The sequence below is a fragment of the Flavobacterium jejuense genome, from assembly GCF_006491595.2.
GTDB lineage: Bacteria > Bacteroidota > Bacteroidia > Flavobacteriales > Flavobacteriaceae > Flavobacterium > Flavobacterium jejuense.
This window is the reverse complement of sequence record NZ_VEVQ02000004.1, coordinates 185,790-203,821: the sequence shown is the minus strand read 5'-3', so window position 1 is coordinate 203,821 and position 18,032 is coordinate 185,790. Positions and strand designations below refer to the sequence as shown.

Annotated in this window: 15 protein-coding genes and 1 tRNA gene; 8 read left to right on the top strand and 8 right to left on the bottom strand. The window is 27.6% G+C overall.

Annotated features, from left to right (window positions below; translation table 11 throughout):
- Nucleotides 1-184: 184 nt before the first annotated feature.
- The 4 genes from FIA58_RS07845 to FIA58_RS07830 form a co-directional block, all read right to left on the bottom strand.
- Nucleotides 185-1,237 (bottom strand): hypothetical protein, encoded by a 1,053-nt coding sequence (locus FIA58_RS07845; RefSeq protein WP_140961890.1) that lies wholly within the window; start codon nt 1,235-1,237, stop codon nt 185-187.
- Nucleotides 1,238-1,267: 30 nt separating this feature from the next.
- A complete protein-coding gene (locus FIA58_RS07840) occupies nt 1,268-2,170 on the bottom strand; it encodes a cation diffusion facilitator family transporter (protein WP_140961888.1) in 903 nt (300 codons plus the stop codon).
- A 56-nt stretch (nt 2,171-2,226) separates the two neighbouring features.
- Nucleotides 2,227-2,658 (bottom strand): ribose 5-phosphate isomerase B, encoded by a 432-nt coding sequence (rpiB, locus tag FIA58_RS07835; protein WP_140961886.1) that lies wholly within the window; start codon nt 2,656-2,658, stop codon nt 2,227-2,229.
- Nucleotides 2,659-3,305: 647 nt separating this feature from the next.
- Nucleotides 3,306-3,545 (bottom strand): DUF2007 domain-containing protein, encoded by a 240-nt coding sequence (locus FIA58_RS07830; RefSeq protein WP_140961884.1) that lies wholly within the window; start codon nt 3,543-3,545, stop codon nt 3,306-3,308.
- Nucleotides 3,546-3,660: 115 nt separating this feature from the next.
- Between FIA58_RS07830 and rnr the strand changes: the two genes are divergently transcribed.
- The 4 genes from rnr to FIA58_RS07810 are packed head-to-tail and all read left to right on the top strand — an operon-like array spanning nt 3,661 to nt 7,949.
- Entirely contained in the window at nt 3,661-5,838 is a 2,178-nt protein-coding gene (gene rnr / locus FIA58_RS07825; protein WP_140961882.1) for a ribonuclease R, read from the top strand.
- A 51-nt stretch (nt 5,839-5,889) separates the two neighbouring features.
- A complete protein-coding gene (locus tag FIA58_RS07820; RefSeq protein ID WP_140961880.1) occupies nt 5,890-6,555 on the top strand; it encodes a head GIN domain-containing protein in 666 nt (221 codons plus the stop codon).
- A 45-nt stretch (nt 6,556-6,600) separates the two neighbouring features.
- Entirely contained in the window at nt 6,601-7,287 is a 687-nt protein-coding gene (locus FIA58_RS07815; RefSeq protein ID WP_140961877.1) for a LysE family translocator, read from the top strand.
- A 2-nt stretch (nt 7,288-7,289) separates the two neighbouring features.
- Nucleotides 7,290-7,949, top strand: a complete 660-nt coding sequence (locus tag FIA58_RS07810; RefSeq protein ID WP_140961875.1) for a GldM family protein — start codon at nt 7,290-7,292, stop codon at nt 7,947-7,949.
- Nucleotides 7,950-8,001: 52 nt separating this feature from the next.
- Here the strand turns inward: FIA58_RS07810 and FIA58_RS07805 are convergent.
- Together FIA58_RS07805 and folB are read right to left on the bottom strand one after the other, a co-directional pair.
- A tRNA-Cys gene (locus FIA58_RS07805) sits at nt 8,002-8,072 on the bottom strand.
- Between the two features lie 112 nt (nt 8,073-8,184).
- On the bottom strand, nt 8,185-8,541 hold the full coding sequence (gene folB / locus FIA58_RS07800; RefSeq protein WP_140961873.1) for a dihydroneopterin aldolase: 357 nt from the start codon (nt 8,539-8,541) through the stop codon (nt 8,185-8,187).
- A gap of 115 nt (nt 8,542-8,656) precedes the next feature.
- Here folB and FIA58_RS07795 point away from each other — a divergent pair, with 115 nt between their 5' ends.
- Nucleotides 8,657-10,339 carry a glutamine--tRNA ligase/YqeY domain fusion protein gene (locus FIA58_RS07795; RefSeq protein ID WP_140961871.1) on the top strand — a complete coding sequence of 561 codons (1,683 nt, stop codon included), beginning with the start codon at nt 8,657-8,659 and terminating at the stop codon, nt 10,337-10,339.
- A gap of 451 nt (nt 10,340-10,790) precedes the next feature.
- Here FIA58_RS07795 and FIA58_RS07790 read toward each other — a convergent pair whose 3' ends face one another.
- Entirely contained in the window at nt 10,791-11,768 is a 978-nt protein-coding gene (locus tag FIA58_RS07790; protein WP_140961869.1) for an SPFH domain-containing protein, read from the bottom strand.
- 97 nt (nt 11,769-11,865) lie between these two features.
- Between FIA58_RS07790 and FIA58_RS07785 the strand changes: the two genes are divergently transcribed.
- The gene (locus FIA58_RS07785; RefSeq protein ID WP_140961867.1) at nt 11,866-12,516 is read left to right on the top strand and encodes a PorT family protein; all 651 of its coding nucleotides are present in this window, start codon (nt 11,866-11,868) and stop codon (nt 12,514-12,516) included.
- Between the two features lie 33 nt (nt 12,517-12,549).
- Here the strand turns inward: FIA58_RS07785 and gltX are convergent, their stop codons facing one another.
- Complete coding sequence (gltX, locus tag FIA58_RS07780; protein WP_140961864.1) at nt 12,550-14,052, bottom strand: glutamate--tRNA ligase; 1,503 nt, start codon at nt 14,050-14,052, stop codon at nt 12,550-12,552.
- Between the two features lie 172 nt (nt 14,053-14,224).
- Between gltX and FIA58_RS07775 the strand changes: the two genes are divergently transcribed.
- A complete protein-coding gene (locus tag FIA58_RS07775; RefSeq protein WP_140961862.1) occupies nt 14,225-17,521 on the top strand; it encodes a hypothetical protein in 3,297 nt (1,098 codons plus the stop codon).
- The gene (gene ybeY, locus FIA58_RS07770) at nt 17,514-17,933 is read left to right on the top strand and encodes an rRNA maturation RNase YbeY (RefSeq protein WP_140961860.1); all 420 of its coding nucleotides are present in this window, start codon (nt 17,514-17,516) and stop codon (nt 17,931-17,933) included. Before FIA58_RS07775 ends, ybeY begins: the two co-directional genes overlap by 8 nt.
- Nucleotides 17,934-18,032: the final 99 nt, after the last annotated feature.

Genomic DNA, 18,032 nt, shown 5'->3' with positions numbered 1-18,032 from the left:
ACCGAAATTAAACTTTCATTGAAATGGTGTCTAGAAATTATAAACGTCTATAATAGCCCCGATAGTAGTGGCATCCTTTTCTTTTTTAGGAAAAAAAGAAAAGATAGAACGAATAGCGGGTGTAATTTTCTAACGAAGGACAATTTTTGTGCTTCTAAAAATACTAATTAAACTACGATTTTTATTAATCATCTCCTTCAAATCGGAAGTTTCTCTTCATGAAATTTAAAGCGGCTTCAACGATTTCTCCCATTGAATCTGCTTTTTTAAAATTGACATCAAGCGTATAATCATAAATCTCTTTTCCCAATTGCTCAACATGTTCTTTTGGTGCTAATGCTGTTGATTTCATTGCTTGTAATAAATCGTGAATTCTCGTTTTAGAATCTCTTAATCGTTTTACCAAAACGGAACGTTCTTCATTTTGATATTGTTCGATAGAACTCTGACTTAATTTATTTTGAACTAATTGATTGTATTGAAAATTTTCTTTAAAAAGGTGTGGTTTATACAATTTAAAACTCCCTTCATAACTTTGCTGATCAAAATCAATGGCTCTTATTTTAAAAACCAATTGGTCAAAATCATAAATAGGAATAATAACGAAATTATAAGAACGCATATCTCCCAATAAACCAATCATGCACCTTTCGTTAAATTTTACAAATTGTTTGGCAATTTGAGCTTTCTCGTGTTCGGTACATTCTTTTAGGTTGTTTTCGATAAAAATATCTCCAGGAATGCCTACAATATGTTCCTCAATAATGGTATCTCTAAAGACTAAATAATTGATTCTATTAGGTGATAAAATGTGTTCTAATTCGAGGCCGTAAATTCGGGAAGCATCTGCTTTTTTTATGTAAAAATGAGTATAATTATCATTTAAGATGTTTCTAACTTTAATCCGAAAAGGTTTTGAATTTCCAAAAGTGCAAAAATCAATTTGGTCGACATTTAAAAATGCAAAACTACTTTCGTTACCATCAGAATGTAAAAGCGTGTATATTTTTTTAAGGTTTTTATCTATCTCTGCTCTTTCGTATTCGTTATAATACACCCTAACCCAAAGTGTGTCTTTTCCTTCTTTATCAAAAACTGAAATAGCACCTTGAAAACGCAACAAATCGTCATAAAAAACATTTGTTTTGGTTAACCTTTTGTATTTATCAAGATAACTTCGAAGTTGTTCGTTTATGGGAAAATATTCTTTTTTTAATTGTTGTTTCTCGTTACTCATAATGGTAAGATACTACTTTTATAAGAAAAATTAATCTTGTACGATGTAATCTTTTGGATCTTCTTTTTTAAATTCGGGTTGAATATTAATGTGATTGATATCAAATTTTTCTAAAAGAAGCTCTTCTATTTCATGAAGTAATTCATTAAAATCACTCATTTTTATATCCTCTGAACAGTCTAAATGAGCTTCAAGATGTAACTCTTCTTCATTTAAATACCATACATGAATGTGATGCAATTTATTTACTCCTTTTATTTTATGAACTTCTCTCACAATACTTTTAATATCAATGTCATCGGGTGTAAAAAGCATTAGAATTTTTGTGGCTTTTTTTAATAAATCGAATCCAACAATAATCAAATAAATTGCTATTAAGAAAGTCATTATGCTATCTATCCAATAAATTTTATAAAACAACATTAATAAACCACCAATTAATACCGCTACTGAAGCCATCATATCGGTTAATAAATGCAAATAAGCCGATTTCATATTCATATTATGATGGGCATCTTTTTTTAATAACAATACTGAAAATCCATTAACAATAATTCCTAAAAGAGCTAACCATATTACCAATATGGATTCAATCTTATGAGGATGAAATAAGCGTTCGATAGCTCCATAAATTAAAATAAAAGCAACAATTATTAAAGTTGCTGCGTTTACAAAAGCAGCTAAAATTTCAGCCCTTTTAAAACCAAAAGTCTGATTTAAAGAAGCTTTTCTTTTTGATAATTTATGAGCAACAAAACTAAATACTAATGATAAAACATCGGAGAAATTATGTAAAGCATCTGATATTAAAGCCAAACTTCCCGAAAGAATTCCTCCAATCACTTGAGCAACAGTAATAATGACATTAAAAATGATAGAAAGTAATAAATTTTTTCCTTCTACTTGATGTTTGTGATGGTGATTGTGAGGCATTATATAGCTTTTTCAAAAGTTTTATTTTTCGATTTTTCGAAAAATCTTAATCTTATTTATTGACAAGCAATCTTATTTACTCTATTAGCATGCCTACCACCTTCAAAAGGAGTTGTTAAAAAAGTTTCTACCATTTGAACGGCTTGTTCTATAGAAGTAAAACGAGCTGGAATACTAATTACATTAGCATCATTATGTAAACGAGCCAATTCCGCTATTTCTTTTGTCCAGCAAAGTGCAGCTCTAACGTCTTGGTGTTTGTTTGCTGTCATTGCAATTCCGTTTCCTGAACCACAAATCACAATCCCTAGGTCAGCATTTTTTATTTGAATGTCATAAGCTACTTCGTGACCAAAATCGGGATAATCTACACTTTCAAAAGTATCTGTTCCATGGTTAATAATTTCATGACCTTGTTCTTCTAAAAATTGAACAATTGCTTTTTTATAATTTGGACCAGCGTGATCGTTACCGATTGAAATTTTCATAATAATCTTGTTGTGTTGTTTATTGCTACAAAAATAAGGAATATACTGTTCTTATGTAAACATTCTTTATTGGTTGTCTAATTAAATTTATTAGAATTATATAAACTCTTTATTTTTAGTTACTTAAATATAAAGTTAAAGTTAATTCACACCATTGTTAATAGTATTTTACAATCCATTGATAATCAGGTAACCTTAAATTAACAAACTATGTTAATAACTAAAGACAAAAAAAGAGAAGTTTTTTAAGAACCGTAGCATTTTTTTTATAATCCAAAATTGGAATGTATAAATCACAAATAGTTTTACTTTTTTATTCCAAACTTATGAGTTTATTAACCATAGTTATTAACAAAAATAGTAATGGAAGTTATTTACAAAACTGTTACAAAAATAGAAATTAACAGTTGTTAATAACTAAAAAAACAAAATTGTCTCTAAATTAAAAATCAATACTTTACTAAAAAAAAGAGCTGTTAATAGAATTGTATAACTATGTATAACTATGTAAAACTTAAAAATTAAAGCTATTATCTAAAACTTATACTACATATTAACAAGCTATCATAACCATCAATTTTTTTAAAATTTAATTAAATCTTTTTTGTTGTATATAATAATTGTTGAAAACTTTCAAAATTTTAAAACTAAACAATTTTTAAATGATTGTCATTTTTAAATCGATCTAAAATTACTTTTGTTCTTTCTAGATCGTTTGGATGTACTTTTAATTTGATGCCTCCATAAGCAATAGAAGCAAATGGATCAATAGCAACTAACGTTTCATTTTCAAAAAAGTGAGAAATGCCTTCATTTTCTAAAAGATTTTTTAGAATAAATGTTTCATGAGGAAAATTAAAAATTGCAACTGTTATAAATTGTTTCATTTGAAAATCATTTGTTTAAAGATACAAATAAGTTATTTTTTTATTAATTCTAAATTCTAAATTCTTCCATCTAATTTCTTCTTCGTAACTTTCCACATTAATTAGAAAAGATACAATGAGTAAGAAACCAAAAAAATTTGGTAAAAAGAATAAAGATTTTACCGCACAAATATTTAAAATACTTTCAAAAGAACCATCTAAATCCTTTAATTACAAACAAATTTCAGCTGCATTAGAATTAAGTGATACCAAAAGTCGAAACGAAATTATAAGAGATTTAAAGTTATTAAAAGCACAAGATAAAATTCATGAAACTGAAGTAGGAAAATATCAAATTATTTCCAAGTCAGAATATTATGAAGGAACTATTGATATGACTTCGAGAAAATCGGGTTATTTTGTTTGTGATGAACTAGAAGATGATGTTTATGTTCCGTTTATTAATTTGAATCATGCTTTAGACAATGATAAAGTTAAAGCATATATTTATAACAGAAGAAGTTCTCGTAAACCTGAAGCTGAAGTTTTAGAAATATTAGAAAGAGCTAAAACAGAATTTGTTGGTGTAATTGATATTCAAAAAAACTTTGCTTTTGTTACCACAACCAATGCTAAAATGTACACTGATATTTTTATTCCGAAAGGAAAAATAAATGGAGCTGAACATGGAGATGTGGTTCTAGTGAATATGGAAGATTGGCCTAAAAAAGCCGATTCACCTTTTGGTTCCGTAATAAAAGTATTAGGAAAACCAGGAGAGCATAATACAGAAATTCATGCAATTTTAGCAGAATATGGTTTACCTTATGATTTTCCTATCGAAGTAGAAGCTTATGCTAATAAAATAGATACTTCCATTACTCCAGAAGAAATTGCAAAACGTAGAGACATGAGAGAGGTTTTGACGTTTACAATTGATCCAAAAGATGCTAAAGATTTTGATGATGCTTTATCGTTTCAAGTGTTAGAAAATGGAAATTATGAAATAGGAGTTCATATTGCTGATGTTTCCCATTATTTAAAAGAAGATACAATATTAGATAAAGAAGCTTATGATAGAGCTACATCAGTTTATTTAGTTGATAGAGTAGTGCCAATGTTACCTGAAGTATTATCTAATTTTGCTTGTTCGCTACGACCTCATGAAGAAAAATATACTTTTTCAGCTGTTTTTGAATTAAATCAAAAAGCAGAAATCATGAATTCTTGGTTTGGTAGAACGATTATTTATAGTGATCAACGTTTTGCTTATGAAGAAGCACAAAGTATTATTGAAAGCAAAAGTGATACAATTCCAGCAGAAATTTCTTTAACTGGAAAAGAATACAAAGCACCTCAAGCAATTGTAGAGGCTACTTTAAAAATGGATGAATTAGCAAAAATACTTCGTAGAAAAAGAATGGCAAGTGGCGCTATTTCTTTTGATAAAGTAGAAGTAAAATTTAACTTAAATGAAGAAGCTGAACCTACAGGAGTTTATTTCAAAGTTTCAAAAGATGCTAATCATTTAATTGAAGAATTCATGTTATTAGCCAATAGAAAAGTAGCAGAATTTATTGGTAAACAGAAGAAAACTTTTATTTATCGTATTCATGATGAACCAAATGAAGATAAGTTATTCAATCTTCAGGCTTTAATTTCAAAATTTGGATACAAATTAGATTTACGTAACAAAAATGATATTTCTAAATCTTTAAACCAATTAATGCAAGATGTTAATGGAAAAAAAGAACAAAATTTAGTAGATACTTTAGCGATAAGAACCATGAGTAAAGCAGTCTATTCTACTGAAAACATTGGTCATTACGGATTGGCTTTTGATTATTATAGTCATTTTACATCACCAATTCGTCGTTATCCAGATGTTATGGCACACCGTTTGTTACAATATTATTTAGATGGAGGAAAAAGTGTTGATGAAGAAACATATGAAGAAAAATGTCGTCATTCTTCAGATATGGAAAATTTAGCAGCTCAAGCAGAAAGAGATTCTATCAAATATATGCAAGTGAAATACATGCAAGATCATAAAGATGAAGAATTTTTAGGTGTAATTTCTGGTGTAACTGAATGGGGAATTTATGTGGAAATTATCGAAAATAAATGTGAAGGAATGTGTCGTATTCGCGAAATAAAAGATGATTATTACACGTTTGATGACAAACAATATGCTTTAGTAGGTGAAGTTTCAAAGAATATTTTACAATTAGGAGACGAAGTGTATGTCAAAGTCAAAAATGCTGATTTAGTAAAGAAACAATTGGATTTTTGGTATATAAAAAAGAAAGAATAATTTTAAGTAATTAGTTGTTAGTGAATAGTAATTAGTTTTAAAAATAGAAACATGAAAAAATTAGTTTATAGTTTATTATTTATAAGTGCATTTGGTTTTTCTCAAGTAGAAAAGCAAGTTGGAGAATTTTCAAAAGTAACCGCTTTTGATAAAATTGATGTTTATTTAATAAAAAGTACTGAAAATAAAGTAGTTTTAAAAGGAGATAAAAAAGAAGATGTTGAATTAGTCAATAAAAGTGGTGAACTTAAAATTAGAATGAGCTTTGGGAATTTATTACAAGGCGATAATATTTCAGCTACCGTTTATTATACATCAATCGATGCGATAGAAGCTAATGAAGGTTCAAGAGTTTCTTCTAATGAAATTTTTGATGGTTTACTTTTTGATATTATTGCTAAAGAAGGAGCTGAGATTAAAATTAATTTAGATGTTGATAAGTTAAAAGCAAGAGCTTCACAAGGAAGTATTTTAAAATTATCTGGAAATGTTGATTATGCAGATATTTTAGTAAATTCTGGTGCGCAATACGAAGCTAAAGATTTAATTACGAAACAAACTACAATTACAGGAAATGCAGGTGGACAAGCAGACGTTTATGCTACTGATTTAGTAGATGCTAAGGTAAGAGCTGGTGGAACTATTTTAATTCACGGAAAACCTAAGCAAATTAACCAGAAAACGATAGCAGGTGGAACTATAGAACAAGTGAAGTAGTTTTTTTTACTTAACTTCGTTTTTTAAACGCGATTTTAAACTTTTATGTGGCAAGATATTTTATCAGCAATTCCTTGGGGATTGCTTTTAGCTTTTTCTATAGGACCTGGTTTTTTTGTTTTATTAGAAACAAGTATTACCAAAGGTTTTCGAGCTGCTTTTACTATAGATTTAGGTATTGTTTTTGGTGATGTTTTATTCATTTTAATTGCTTATTTGAGTACTAATCAGCTTTTAGAACAATTAAAAGATAACCCTACACTTTTCATAATTGGAGGATTAATTATGTTAGGATATGGTTTAGTGTCTTTTATTCTATTAAAAAGAAGCTATAAGAAACAACAAGAGATTGTTGAAGATGAAGATAATATTCAGAAAAATAATTATTTTGCTTTATTCTTCAAAGGTTTTTTAGTGAACTTTATTAATATTGGTGTTTTAGGTTTTTGGTTAATGATTATTATAACTCATGGACCAAAAATGAATATGAATACCGAAAGAATTACAATTTTCTTTGCTGCTATTTTATTTTTTTATTTATTGTTTGATGTAGCTAAAATATTATTAGCCAAACAATTAAAAAACAAACTAACTCCTCAAAATATTTATAAAATTAAAAGAGTAATCAGTATTGTTATTCTTCTTTTTGGACTGTTTTTTGTATTACAAGGTATATTTCCTAATGAAAAAGAAAAATTACAAAAGAAATTTGAATTATTTAAAAGTGAATAAATATGAAAGTTACTTTATTCCTTATTTCTTTTCTTTTTTGTTTGAATAGTATTGCACAAGATAGTTTAAAAAGTTCAATAAAGAAATATTCTTTTGTTAAAAATGAACAAGTTGAAAATGTTGTTTATAGAGGTCTAAAAAACCCTATTACAATATATGTTCCAAATGCTAAATTATTTAAAGCAAATGGTTTAGGTTTAGAAAAGAGAAGTGAAAATAAATATTATTTATTTCCAGATAAAGGTTTACAAACTGAAGTTAAATTAGAAATTACTCTAAATAATGATTCTATTGTTTATGAAAGTATATTTTTTAGAATAAAAGATATTAGAGGTCCAATAGTTATGATTAATGATAATGATTGTGAAGGTTGTCTTATCGAGTTATCAAGAAATGACTTAAAAAATGCTACTTTATCAATGGATTTTGCTGATAGATTATTAGATTTTGAATTTACTATAAAAGAGTTCAGTATTATTCCTTTAAGTAAAAAGAGAAAAAATATTGAAGTAATTGGCAATACTATTAATGATGAAATATTTAATATTTTAAATAAATATAAAAAGGGATCTAGATTTGTTATTTTGGTTACAAAATTTGATCATAATATAAAAGCTATGATTTGTAAGACTGCTCCAATCGAATTTAAAATAATTGATTAAGATCATAATTCTTAAACATAAAAAAACCTCCAAGTTTACTTGGAGGTTTTAGAGGCATCGTCCGGATTCGAACCGGAGTAGACGGTTTTGCAGACCGGTGCCTAGCCGCTCGGCCACGACGCCCTTTCTTAGGTGTGCAAATATAGATATAAAAATTTCAATATTCAAAAAACAAATTCCAAATATTTCTCTTTTGTGTACTATTTTTCTGTTTTTTAAGGTTTTAATAAAAAAATTATCTTTTCTGTTGCATCCATATAGTCACGGCTTCCACATCACCACCAATAGGTGGATTTAGTTTTGATACTCCAATTTTTACTTTAGTAACAGTAGGTATTTCTTTCAATACTCTATCCATAATACGTTGGGCTACATGTTCTAATAATTTAGCTCTAATAGCCATTTCTTCTACTACAATTCGATTTAAATCTACATAATCAACTGTATCATGTAATTCATCTGTTTTAGCTGATTTCTTTAAATTAGTTTTTATTTCTAAATCCACTTTGTAATCACTTCCTATTTTTCCTTCTTCAATTAAGCATCCATGATAAGAATACGTGCGAATATTTTGTAGTATGATAGTTCCCATATTGTTTAATTTTCTATTTTAAGTTCAAAGTTAGGATGTTTTTTTAACTTTTAAACAACTTTAAACTTTAAACAATTAAACATTTTCTATCTTTGTCAAAACATTGAAAATTATTATGTCAACGGAAGAAAAATCATTGAATTTTATAGAGCAAATCATTGAAGAAGATTTAAAAAAAGGGTTATCCCAAGATAAATTACGTTTTCGTTTTCCACCAGAACCTAATGGATATTTACATATAGGTCATGCTAGTGCTATTTGTTTGAATTTTGGTCTTGGAATCGATTATAAAGCTCCAGTTAACCTTCGTTTTGACGATACAAATCCTTCAAAAGAAGAACAAGAATTTGTAGATGCTATCAAAAGAGATGTTGAATGGTTAGGTTATTCTTGGGAAAAAGAATGTTATGCTTCTGATTATTTTCAACAATTATATGATTGGGCAGTTCTTTTGATTCAAAAAGATAAAGCTTATGTAGACAGTCAGTCTTCTGAAGAAATGGCGACTCAAAAAGGGACTCCAACAACTCCTGGAACAGATTCTCCCTATAGAAATCGTTCTATTGAAGAGAATTTGGATTTGTTTGAGCGTATGAAAAATGGAGAATTTGAAAAAGGTGCCCATGTTTTACGTGCTAAAATATCAATGAATGCTAATAACATGCTAATGCGTGATCCAATTATTTATCGTATTATGCACGCACATCATCATAGAACAGGTAATGATTGGTGTATTTATCCAATGTATGATTGGGCTCATGGTGAAAGTGATTATTTAGAACAAGTATCGCACTCATTTTGTACGCTTGAATTTTTACCTCACAGAGAATTATACGATTGGTTTTTAAATCAAATTTATGATGATTCTAAGGTTAGACCAAAACAACGTGAATTTGCTCGTAGAAATCTTTCCCACACAGTTGTTTCTAAGCGTAAATTATTACAATTAGTGGAAGAAAGGCATGTTACGGGTTGGGATGACCCTCGTATGAGTACCATTTCAGGAATGAGAAGAAGAGGTATTACAGCAACAGCTATTCGTAATTTTGCAAATACAATTGGGATTGCTAAAAGAGATAATTTAATAGATGTTTCATTATTAGATTTTTGTGTTCGTGAAGATTTAAACAAAGTAGCACCACGTGTAATGGCTGTTTTAAATCCAGTAAAATTGGTAATTACTAATTATCCAGATGGAAAAGAAGAGTTTTTAGAAGCAGAAAATAATCCTGAAGATGAAGTAATGACTTATCGTCAATTGCCTTTTTCTAAAGAATTATATATAGAAAGAGAAGATTTTCAAGAAGAAGCACATAAGAAATTCTTTAGATTAACATTAGGAACAGAAGTTCGTTTAAAAAACGCTTATATCATAAAAGGTGAATCTGTTATAAAAGATTCAAAAGGAAATATTACTGAAATTCATTGTACTTATGATGTAGATTCAAAGTCTGGAAGTGGAACTGAAGCAAGTAAAAGAAAAGTAAAAGGAACTATTCACTGGGTTTCGGTTAATCATGCTATTGAAGCTGAAGTTCGTGTTTATGATCGTTTATTTACACATGAAAATCCTGATGGAAATAAAGATGTTGATTTTAAAGAATATATTAATCCAAATTCATTAGAGGTAATTACTGGTTTTGTGGAACCAAGTTTACAAAGCGCTAATGAATTAGATCATTTTCAATTTCAACGTTTAGGTTATTTCTGTGTGGATAGAGATTCAACACCTGAAAAATTAGTTTTTAACAAAACAGTTGGTTTACGTGATACTTGGGCAAAAGTTAGTGTTCAATAATTTTATCCCATTAAATAAAAAAGACTGCTAAATAAAAATCTAGCAGTCTTTTTATTTAAATAGTTTTATCTGATGTTTATTTTATAATTTATAGTAAATGATAATTATATAAAAAATCTATTAGTTTTATAAAAATAATAGATTTTTACTTTTAAAATTAACTTTCATATCTTGTTTTAAATCTATTTTATTTTTTACCCTTAGTATTTTTATATTATATACTTTAATAATTGTTTAAATAGCTTTATTTTAAGTTTTAATAAAAAAATATTTAATTTTTACATTTTTTAAAGGATGAAAAAGAATATTTTTATTTTTTATTTTATTTAAAGTTTAAAAAGCATTTTTTTTAATTTATAGTTTTTTTGTTTAATGATTTAAAAAGTAGATTATAAAAAAACGACCACTTTTTTCAAAGTAGTCGTTAAGAATTTTTTTTAGAATTTAATATCTATTCTTCAGATTCATTTTCTTCTGTTCCTCCAAAAATATCTTTTTTACCAGATTTTATTCTTTTATTGCTATTTGCTTTTTTCATAGCTTCTCCCACTTGGTTACTCGCTGTAAAGCTAGCTACCATGTTATTTAACATTTCACTACCAGCTTGTGGAGAGTTAGGTAATAAAATTAAGTTTGAATTTGTATCTGCACCGATAGCTTGAAGTGTATCATAGTGTTGAGTAACAACTATTAGTGCAGAAGCTTCTTGAGAATTAATACCTACTCTATTCAGTACATCAACTGATTCTACTAAACCTCGAGCAATTTCTCTTCTTTGGTCTGCAATACCTTGCCCTTGTAATCTTTTACTTTCTGCTTCTGCTTTGGCTTTTGCCACAATTCTGATTCTTCCAGCTTCTGCTTCATATTCAGCAGCAGTTTTTTCACGATCAGCAGCGTTAATACGGTTCATAGCATTTTTAACTTGAATATCTGGATCAATATCTGTAATTAACGTATTGATGATATCATATCCATAAGTAGACATCGCTTCGTTCAATTCTCTTTTTACAGCTACAGCAATATCATCTTTTCTTTCAAAAACATCATCTAACTTTAATTTTGGAACTTCTGCGCGTACTACATCAAATACATAAGAAGTAATTTGATCATGAGGATATTCTAATTTGTAAAAAGCTTCATACACTTTTTCTTGTAATACTTTAAATTGAACAGAAACTTTTAGTTTAACAAAAACGTTATCCTTTGTTTTTGTTTCAATAATAACGTCTAATTGTTGAATTCTTAAATTAACTTTTCCAGCAATTCTATCTACAACTGGAACTTTTAATTGCAATCCAGAAGTTCTAGTACTTGCATATTTACCAAAGCGCTCTATAATTGCAGCAGTTTGTTGTTTTACAGTAAAGAATGAACTTAATAAAATGAATAATCCTATAACAAGGAAAATAATTAAAATGGGATTCATAATGAATGTTTAATTGGTTTATAGTTATTATACGCTTTTTATCGAAAAAAGTTACACGATTTAATTAATAACCTTAATTTTATTAAAAATTTATAACATGAAAAAAATTATTTGTTTATTAACCCTATTTTTTTGTTTCACTATTCACGCTCAATATGGGAGAAGAGATAGCAACCAGATTGGTATTTCGGGTGGTATAACCCAAATGGATTTGTTCTCTGATCAATTTAATGCAAAACCAGAAATGGGTTGGACTGCTGGTTTTTCTTTAAGAGGAAATTATTATAATGACTGGCAAATGGCTTTTGGAATGCACTTTACTCAAAGTAATTTTTCTTTGCAACCATTAGTAGGAGCTGAAGATATTAAGTATACTTTATCTGGAGTGCAAGTTTTTTTAACTGGTAGTTATATGATTATTGAAAATCATTTGACTGTTGAAATTGGACCCGTACTTCAAGTGAATGGAAAATTAGGTATTGATGAAAAAGATAAATTGAAGTTTCTAAAGGATAGCCCTCTATTAACAGCAAATGATATTGTGGATGTTACCAAAATAAATGGAAATATTTATGCTGGAATTACTGCTGGAATAAAAAATGTGCGTTTACATGTGGCTTATCAGTATGGAGTTAATAATTTTATGAATAATTTAAATAAAAAGGACGATTTAAAATTATTAAATGGAGACAAAAAATTCAAAGCTAATTATGGAATTCTAAGTGGTATGATTACTTTTTATCTTTAAGAGAAAACCCAGCAAATCGCTGGGTTTCTTGTTTTATAAAGTTTCAATTGCTTTCTCTATCCTTTTGACTGTTTCTTCCTTACCAATCATTTCAATAATATCAAATAAATGAGGTCCTTTTAAAGCTCCTACAAGACTTAAACGAAGCGGTTGCATTACTTTCCCCATTCCTATTTCATTTATTGTCATCCATTCTTTTAAAACAGTTTCTATGTTTGTTGAAATGAAATCTTCTATTTTATTTAATTCCTCTATCACTTTTTGCATTAATTCAGGAGTTTCTTCTTTCCAGTTTTTGGACGATTTCTCATCATAGGAAGTTGGTGCTTCAAAAAAATAATCTGATAAATCGTATAATTCTGTAACGAAATTAGCACGCTCTTTTACTAATGAAACAATTTTTGTTAAGTCAAGTGAAGTTGAAATTTCTTTTTTATCCAATTCAATTTTAAACAACTCAGCTAAATGCTCATCATTTTGTTTTTGTAAATACTGATGATTGAACCACTTATTTTTATCGGGATCAAACTTCGCTCCTGCTTTATGAATTCGGTTTAAATCAAACTTTTCTATTAGTTCTTCTAAAGAAAAAATTTCTTGTTCTGTTCCATCATTCCAACCTAATAAGGCTAAAAAATTAACTACAGCCTCAGGGAAAAATCCGTTTTCTCTGTAACCCATAGAGGTTCCTTCTGCGGTTTTCCATTCAAGAGGAAATACTGGAAAGCCCATTTTATCTCCATCACGTTTTGATAATTTTCCGTTTCCTACAGGTTTCAATATTAATGGTAAATGTGCAAATTGTGGTGCATCCCATTCAAAAGCTTTATATAATAAATAATGTAAGGGAACACTTGGCAACCATTCTTCTCCACGTATTACATGTGAAGTTTCCATTAAATGATCATCTACAATATTTGCCAAATGATAAGTAGGCATTCCATCACTTTTAAATAATACTTTATCATCTAAAAGATTGGTATCAAATTTTACTGTTCCACGTATAATATCTTCAATTTCTAAAACCTCATTTACTGGTGTTTTAAATCGAATAACATAATGTTCTCCATTTGCTATTCTTTTTTCTGTTTCTTCTTTTGATAATAATAAGGATGTATCTAAAGTTTCTCTAACAGTATGATTATAAATAAATGTTTTTTTATTAGCTTCTGCTTCTTTTCTTAATTCATCTAGTTTTTCTGCTGTATCAAAAGCATAATATGCCCAACCTGAATTTACTAATTGATCAGCATATTGTTTGTAAATATCTTTTCTTTCACTTTGTCTATAAGGACCAAATTTTTCATTTTTTCCAATGGTTTCATCAGGTGCAATTCCTAACCATTCTAAAGCTTCAAATATATAAGATTCAGCTTCGGCTACAAAACGGGTTTGATCTGTATCTTCTATTCGTATATAGAAAGTACCACCATTTTTTTTAGCAAATAAATAATTAAATAAAGCCGTTCTTACACCACCTATGTGTAATGGACCTGTTGGACTTGGAGCAAATCGTACTCTAACTGGTTTTGACATTTCTTAAAAAATTGATTTTAATTTTGTTTAAAATATATTAAGCAAAGATACAATACCAATCTAAGTTCATGTTTTTAAATTATAAATAAATTTTGTTATTTTTAATTTGATTAATATTAACAGTTTGAAAATTAAATTTTTGTAAATTTATCGGTTATAAACTCTTGTTACATTGGAAGCAAAATCTATTATTTACAGTAAGCTCGAATTATTTATAAAAAAATTCTATTATAATGAATTAATAAAGGGAACGTTGCTTTTTATTGGTTTAGGACTCTTGTACTTTATCCTTACTCTATTAATTGAACATTTTCTTTGGTTATCTATTATTGGTAGAACGTTACTTTTTTGGTTATTCGTTTTAGTTGAATTGTATTTATTATTTCGTTTTATTTGTTTTCCACTTTTTAAACTATTCAAATTAACTCATGGTTTAAATTATAAGGAAGCTTCTAAAATTATTGGTGATCATTTTGATGATGTTAAGGATTCTCTTTTAAATTTTTTGCAATTATCTTCTATTGAAACTCCTTCTGAATTAGCGATTGCTTCTATAGAACAAAAAGCAAATAATTTAAAACCAATACCTTTTTCAAACGCTATTTCTTTTTCAAATAATAAAAAGTTCTTGCCTTATGTAATAGTTCCTGTTTTACTCTTAGTATTATTTTTTATTTCAGGTAACTCTAATATTATCTCTAATAGTTTTGATAGAGTAGTTCATTTTCAAACACAATACATTCCTCCCGCTCCATTCCAATTTGTAATCATTAATGATAAATTATCAACCCAACAGAATAATGATTTTACTTTAACAGTAAAAACAATTGGGACTATTGTTCCAGAAAATGCTTCTATAGTAATTGGAGATGAAGAATATTTTTTAGAAAATAGAGGTAATGGTTTTTTTAATTTTACTTTTAAAAATGTAAGTACTAATATCAGTTTTTATTTACAATCAAATAATATTGTTAGTAAAGAACATATTTTAAAAGTTATTGATGTTCCATCTATTTCAAATTTCCAGATGTTTTTGCAATACCCTTCTTATTTAAAGAAAAATGCAGAAATTATTGAAGGTTCTGGAAATGCTATTGTACCTGAAGGAACTTTAATTAATTGGAAAATTGCTTCATCTTCTACTTCAGAAATTGATTTTATTTCTGCTTCAAAAAGTAATTCTTTTAAGAGTTCAGATAATCTTTTCACTTATTCAATGCGAGTAAATAATGCCACTAATTATGAAATTGTAACTTCTAATTCTAATATTTCTAATTTTGAAAGATTACAATATCAAATTAATATTATAAAAGATCAATTTCCAACAATTACAACTCAATTTGCTCCTGATAGTTTAAGAATTAAAGAAAAAATTATCATTGGTCAAATTGCTGATGATTATGGTTTATCAAAATTGCAGTTAGTTTATTATGATAAAAACATTCCTTCTGTTTTAAATAAATATAGTTTAAGCATTAATAAAGAAGCCGTAGATCGTTTTGTTTATAGTTTTCCAAATGGAATCCAATTAAAAGAAGGAATTAATTATGAATATTATTTTGAAGTATTTGATAATGACCAAATTAATAACTACAAAAGTACTAAATCTTCCATTTTTAAACATTATGAGCTTACTAAAACAGAATTAGAAGATAATTTATTAAAAGAACAGAATGAAAATATTAATAGTCTAGAAAAATCATTACATAATCAAGACAAGCAAATTAAAGAATTAGACAAACTTCAAAAGATAAATAAAGAAAAATCAAACTTAGATTTTAAAGATCAAAAGAAGGTTGAAGATTTCATTAATCATCAAAAAGAACAAGATGAAATGATGAAAGAATTCACTAAAAAACTTTCTGAGAATTTAGAAGATTTTAATCCTAAAGAATTAGACAAAGATAAAGAGGAATTAATAAGACGTCTAGATGAAGCGGAAAAACAATCCAAAGAGAATGAAAAGCTTCTTAAAGAATTAGAAGAATTATCTAAGAAACTAGAGAAAGACAGGCTTTTTGAAAAAGCTGATAAATTAAAACAAAACAGTAAAAATCAAACTAAAAATTTAGAACAATTAGTAGAATTGACTAAACGATTTTATGTTGAAAAGAAAGCTGAACAAATCTCCGAGAAATTAAACGAACTAGGAAATAAAGAAGAAAATTTAGCTAAAGACAAGAATAATTCTCTAGAAAAACAAAAAGAATTAACTAAACAATTTGAAGCTATTAAGAAAGAATTAGAGAATTTAGACAAAGAAAATAAAGATTTAAAATCTCCCTTAGATATTCCGAATGATAAAAACGAACAAGAAGATGTTCAAAATGATTTAGATAAATCAGAGGAAGAATTACAAAAAGAAAACAATAGTAAAGCACAACAAAAACAGAAATCAGGTGGTGAAAAAATGAAGGAAATGGCTCAGAAAATGACCATGTCTATGTCTGGTGGAGAAAGTGAACAAATGGAAGAAGATGCTAAATTATTACGTCAAATTTTAGACAACTTACTTTCTTTTTCTTTTGATGAAGAGAAATTGTTAAATCAAACTAAGAAAGTCGCTATAAAATCTTTACAATTTAACAAGCTTTTAAAAGAACAACAAGATTTAAAGAACCAATTTAAACATATAGACGATAGTTTGTTTGCAATCTCTTTACGTAATCCAATGATTACTGAAACTATTTTAAATGAAATAGGAAATATACATTATAATCTAGATAAATCTTTAGAAGTGTTAGCTGATAATAATATTTACAAAGGAGCTTCTCATCAACAATATGTTTTAACTGGTGCAAATACTTTAGCTGATTTTTTAAGTAACGTTCGTGATCAAATGAAAATGCAAGGAAGTGGTTCAGGAAAGCCAAAGAAAGGAGAAGGTCAAGGAATGCAACTTCCTGATATTATAAAAAAACAAGAAGGTTTAGGAGAAAAGATGAAAGAAGGAATGAAGGAAGGTGATAAACCAGGAGAAAAGCCTGGTTTAAAAGAAGGAAATAATGGTGATAATGGAAATAAATCTGGAGAAGGTGAAGGAGAAAATGGTCAAGAGGGAGATGCTGGAAAAGTATTAGATATCATTAAGGAACAACAAAAACTTAGAGATGCATTGCAAAAAGCTTTAGATAAAGAAGGAATGTCTGGTTTAGGGCAAAACGCTTTACAGCAAATGAAAGATATCGAAAAGCAATTAATTAATAAAGGTTTTAAGAACGAGACCTTGAATAAGATGCTTAATTTAAAACATGAATTACTTAAATTAGAAAATGCAATTCAACAGCAAGGAGAAGATAATAAACGTAAATCTAAATCAAATATTATAGACTACAATGGTTCTAATAAAGAGTTATCAAAAGAATTTAAAGAATATTTAAATAGTATAGAAATATTAAACAGACAAAGTTTACCTTTGCAACCGAATTATAATCAAAAAGTACAACAATATTTCAAGACCAATGATTAGTTTTAACTACGAGATAGATTTTGTTTTAGAAGAAGAAAATGTTTATGAATCATGGATTGCTTCAATAATTAAATCAGAAAGCAAATTCTTAGGAGATATAAATTACATTTTCTGCAATGACGAACAACTTCTAAAAATAAATATTGAATATTTAAATCATGATACTTTAACAGATATTATTAGTTTTGATTACTCAGAAGCTAATCTAATTCAAGGAGATATTTTTATTTCTATTGAACGTGTTCAAGATAACGCTAATGATTTTAATGTATCATTTGAGCACGAGTTAAAAAGAGTTATGGCTCACGGTGTTTTACATTATTGTGGTTATAAAGATAAAACAGAAAAAGACACTGTTTTAATGAGACAAAAAGAAGATGAAAAAATTAATTTGTTCCACGTGGAACTTTAATTTTACTTATTATATAATAGTTCCACGTGGAACTATTATATAAACCTATAGAGTTATGTTTCACGTGGAACATAAATTTAAAAATATTTTTAATTACTT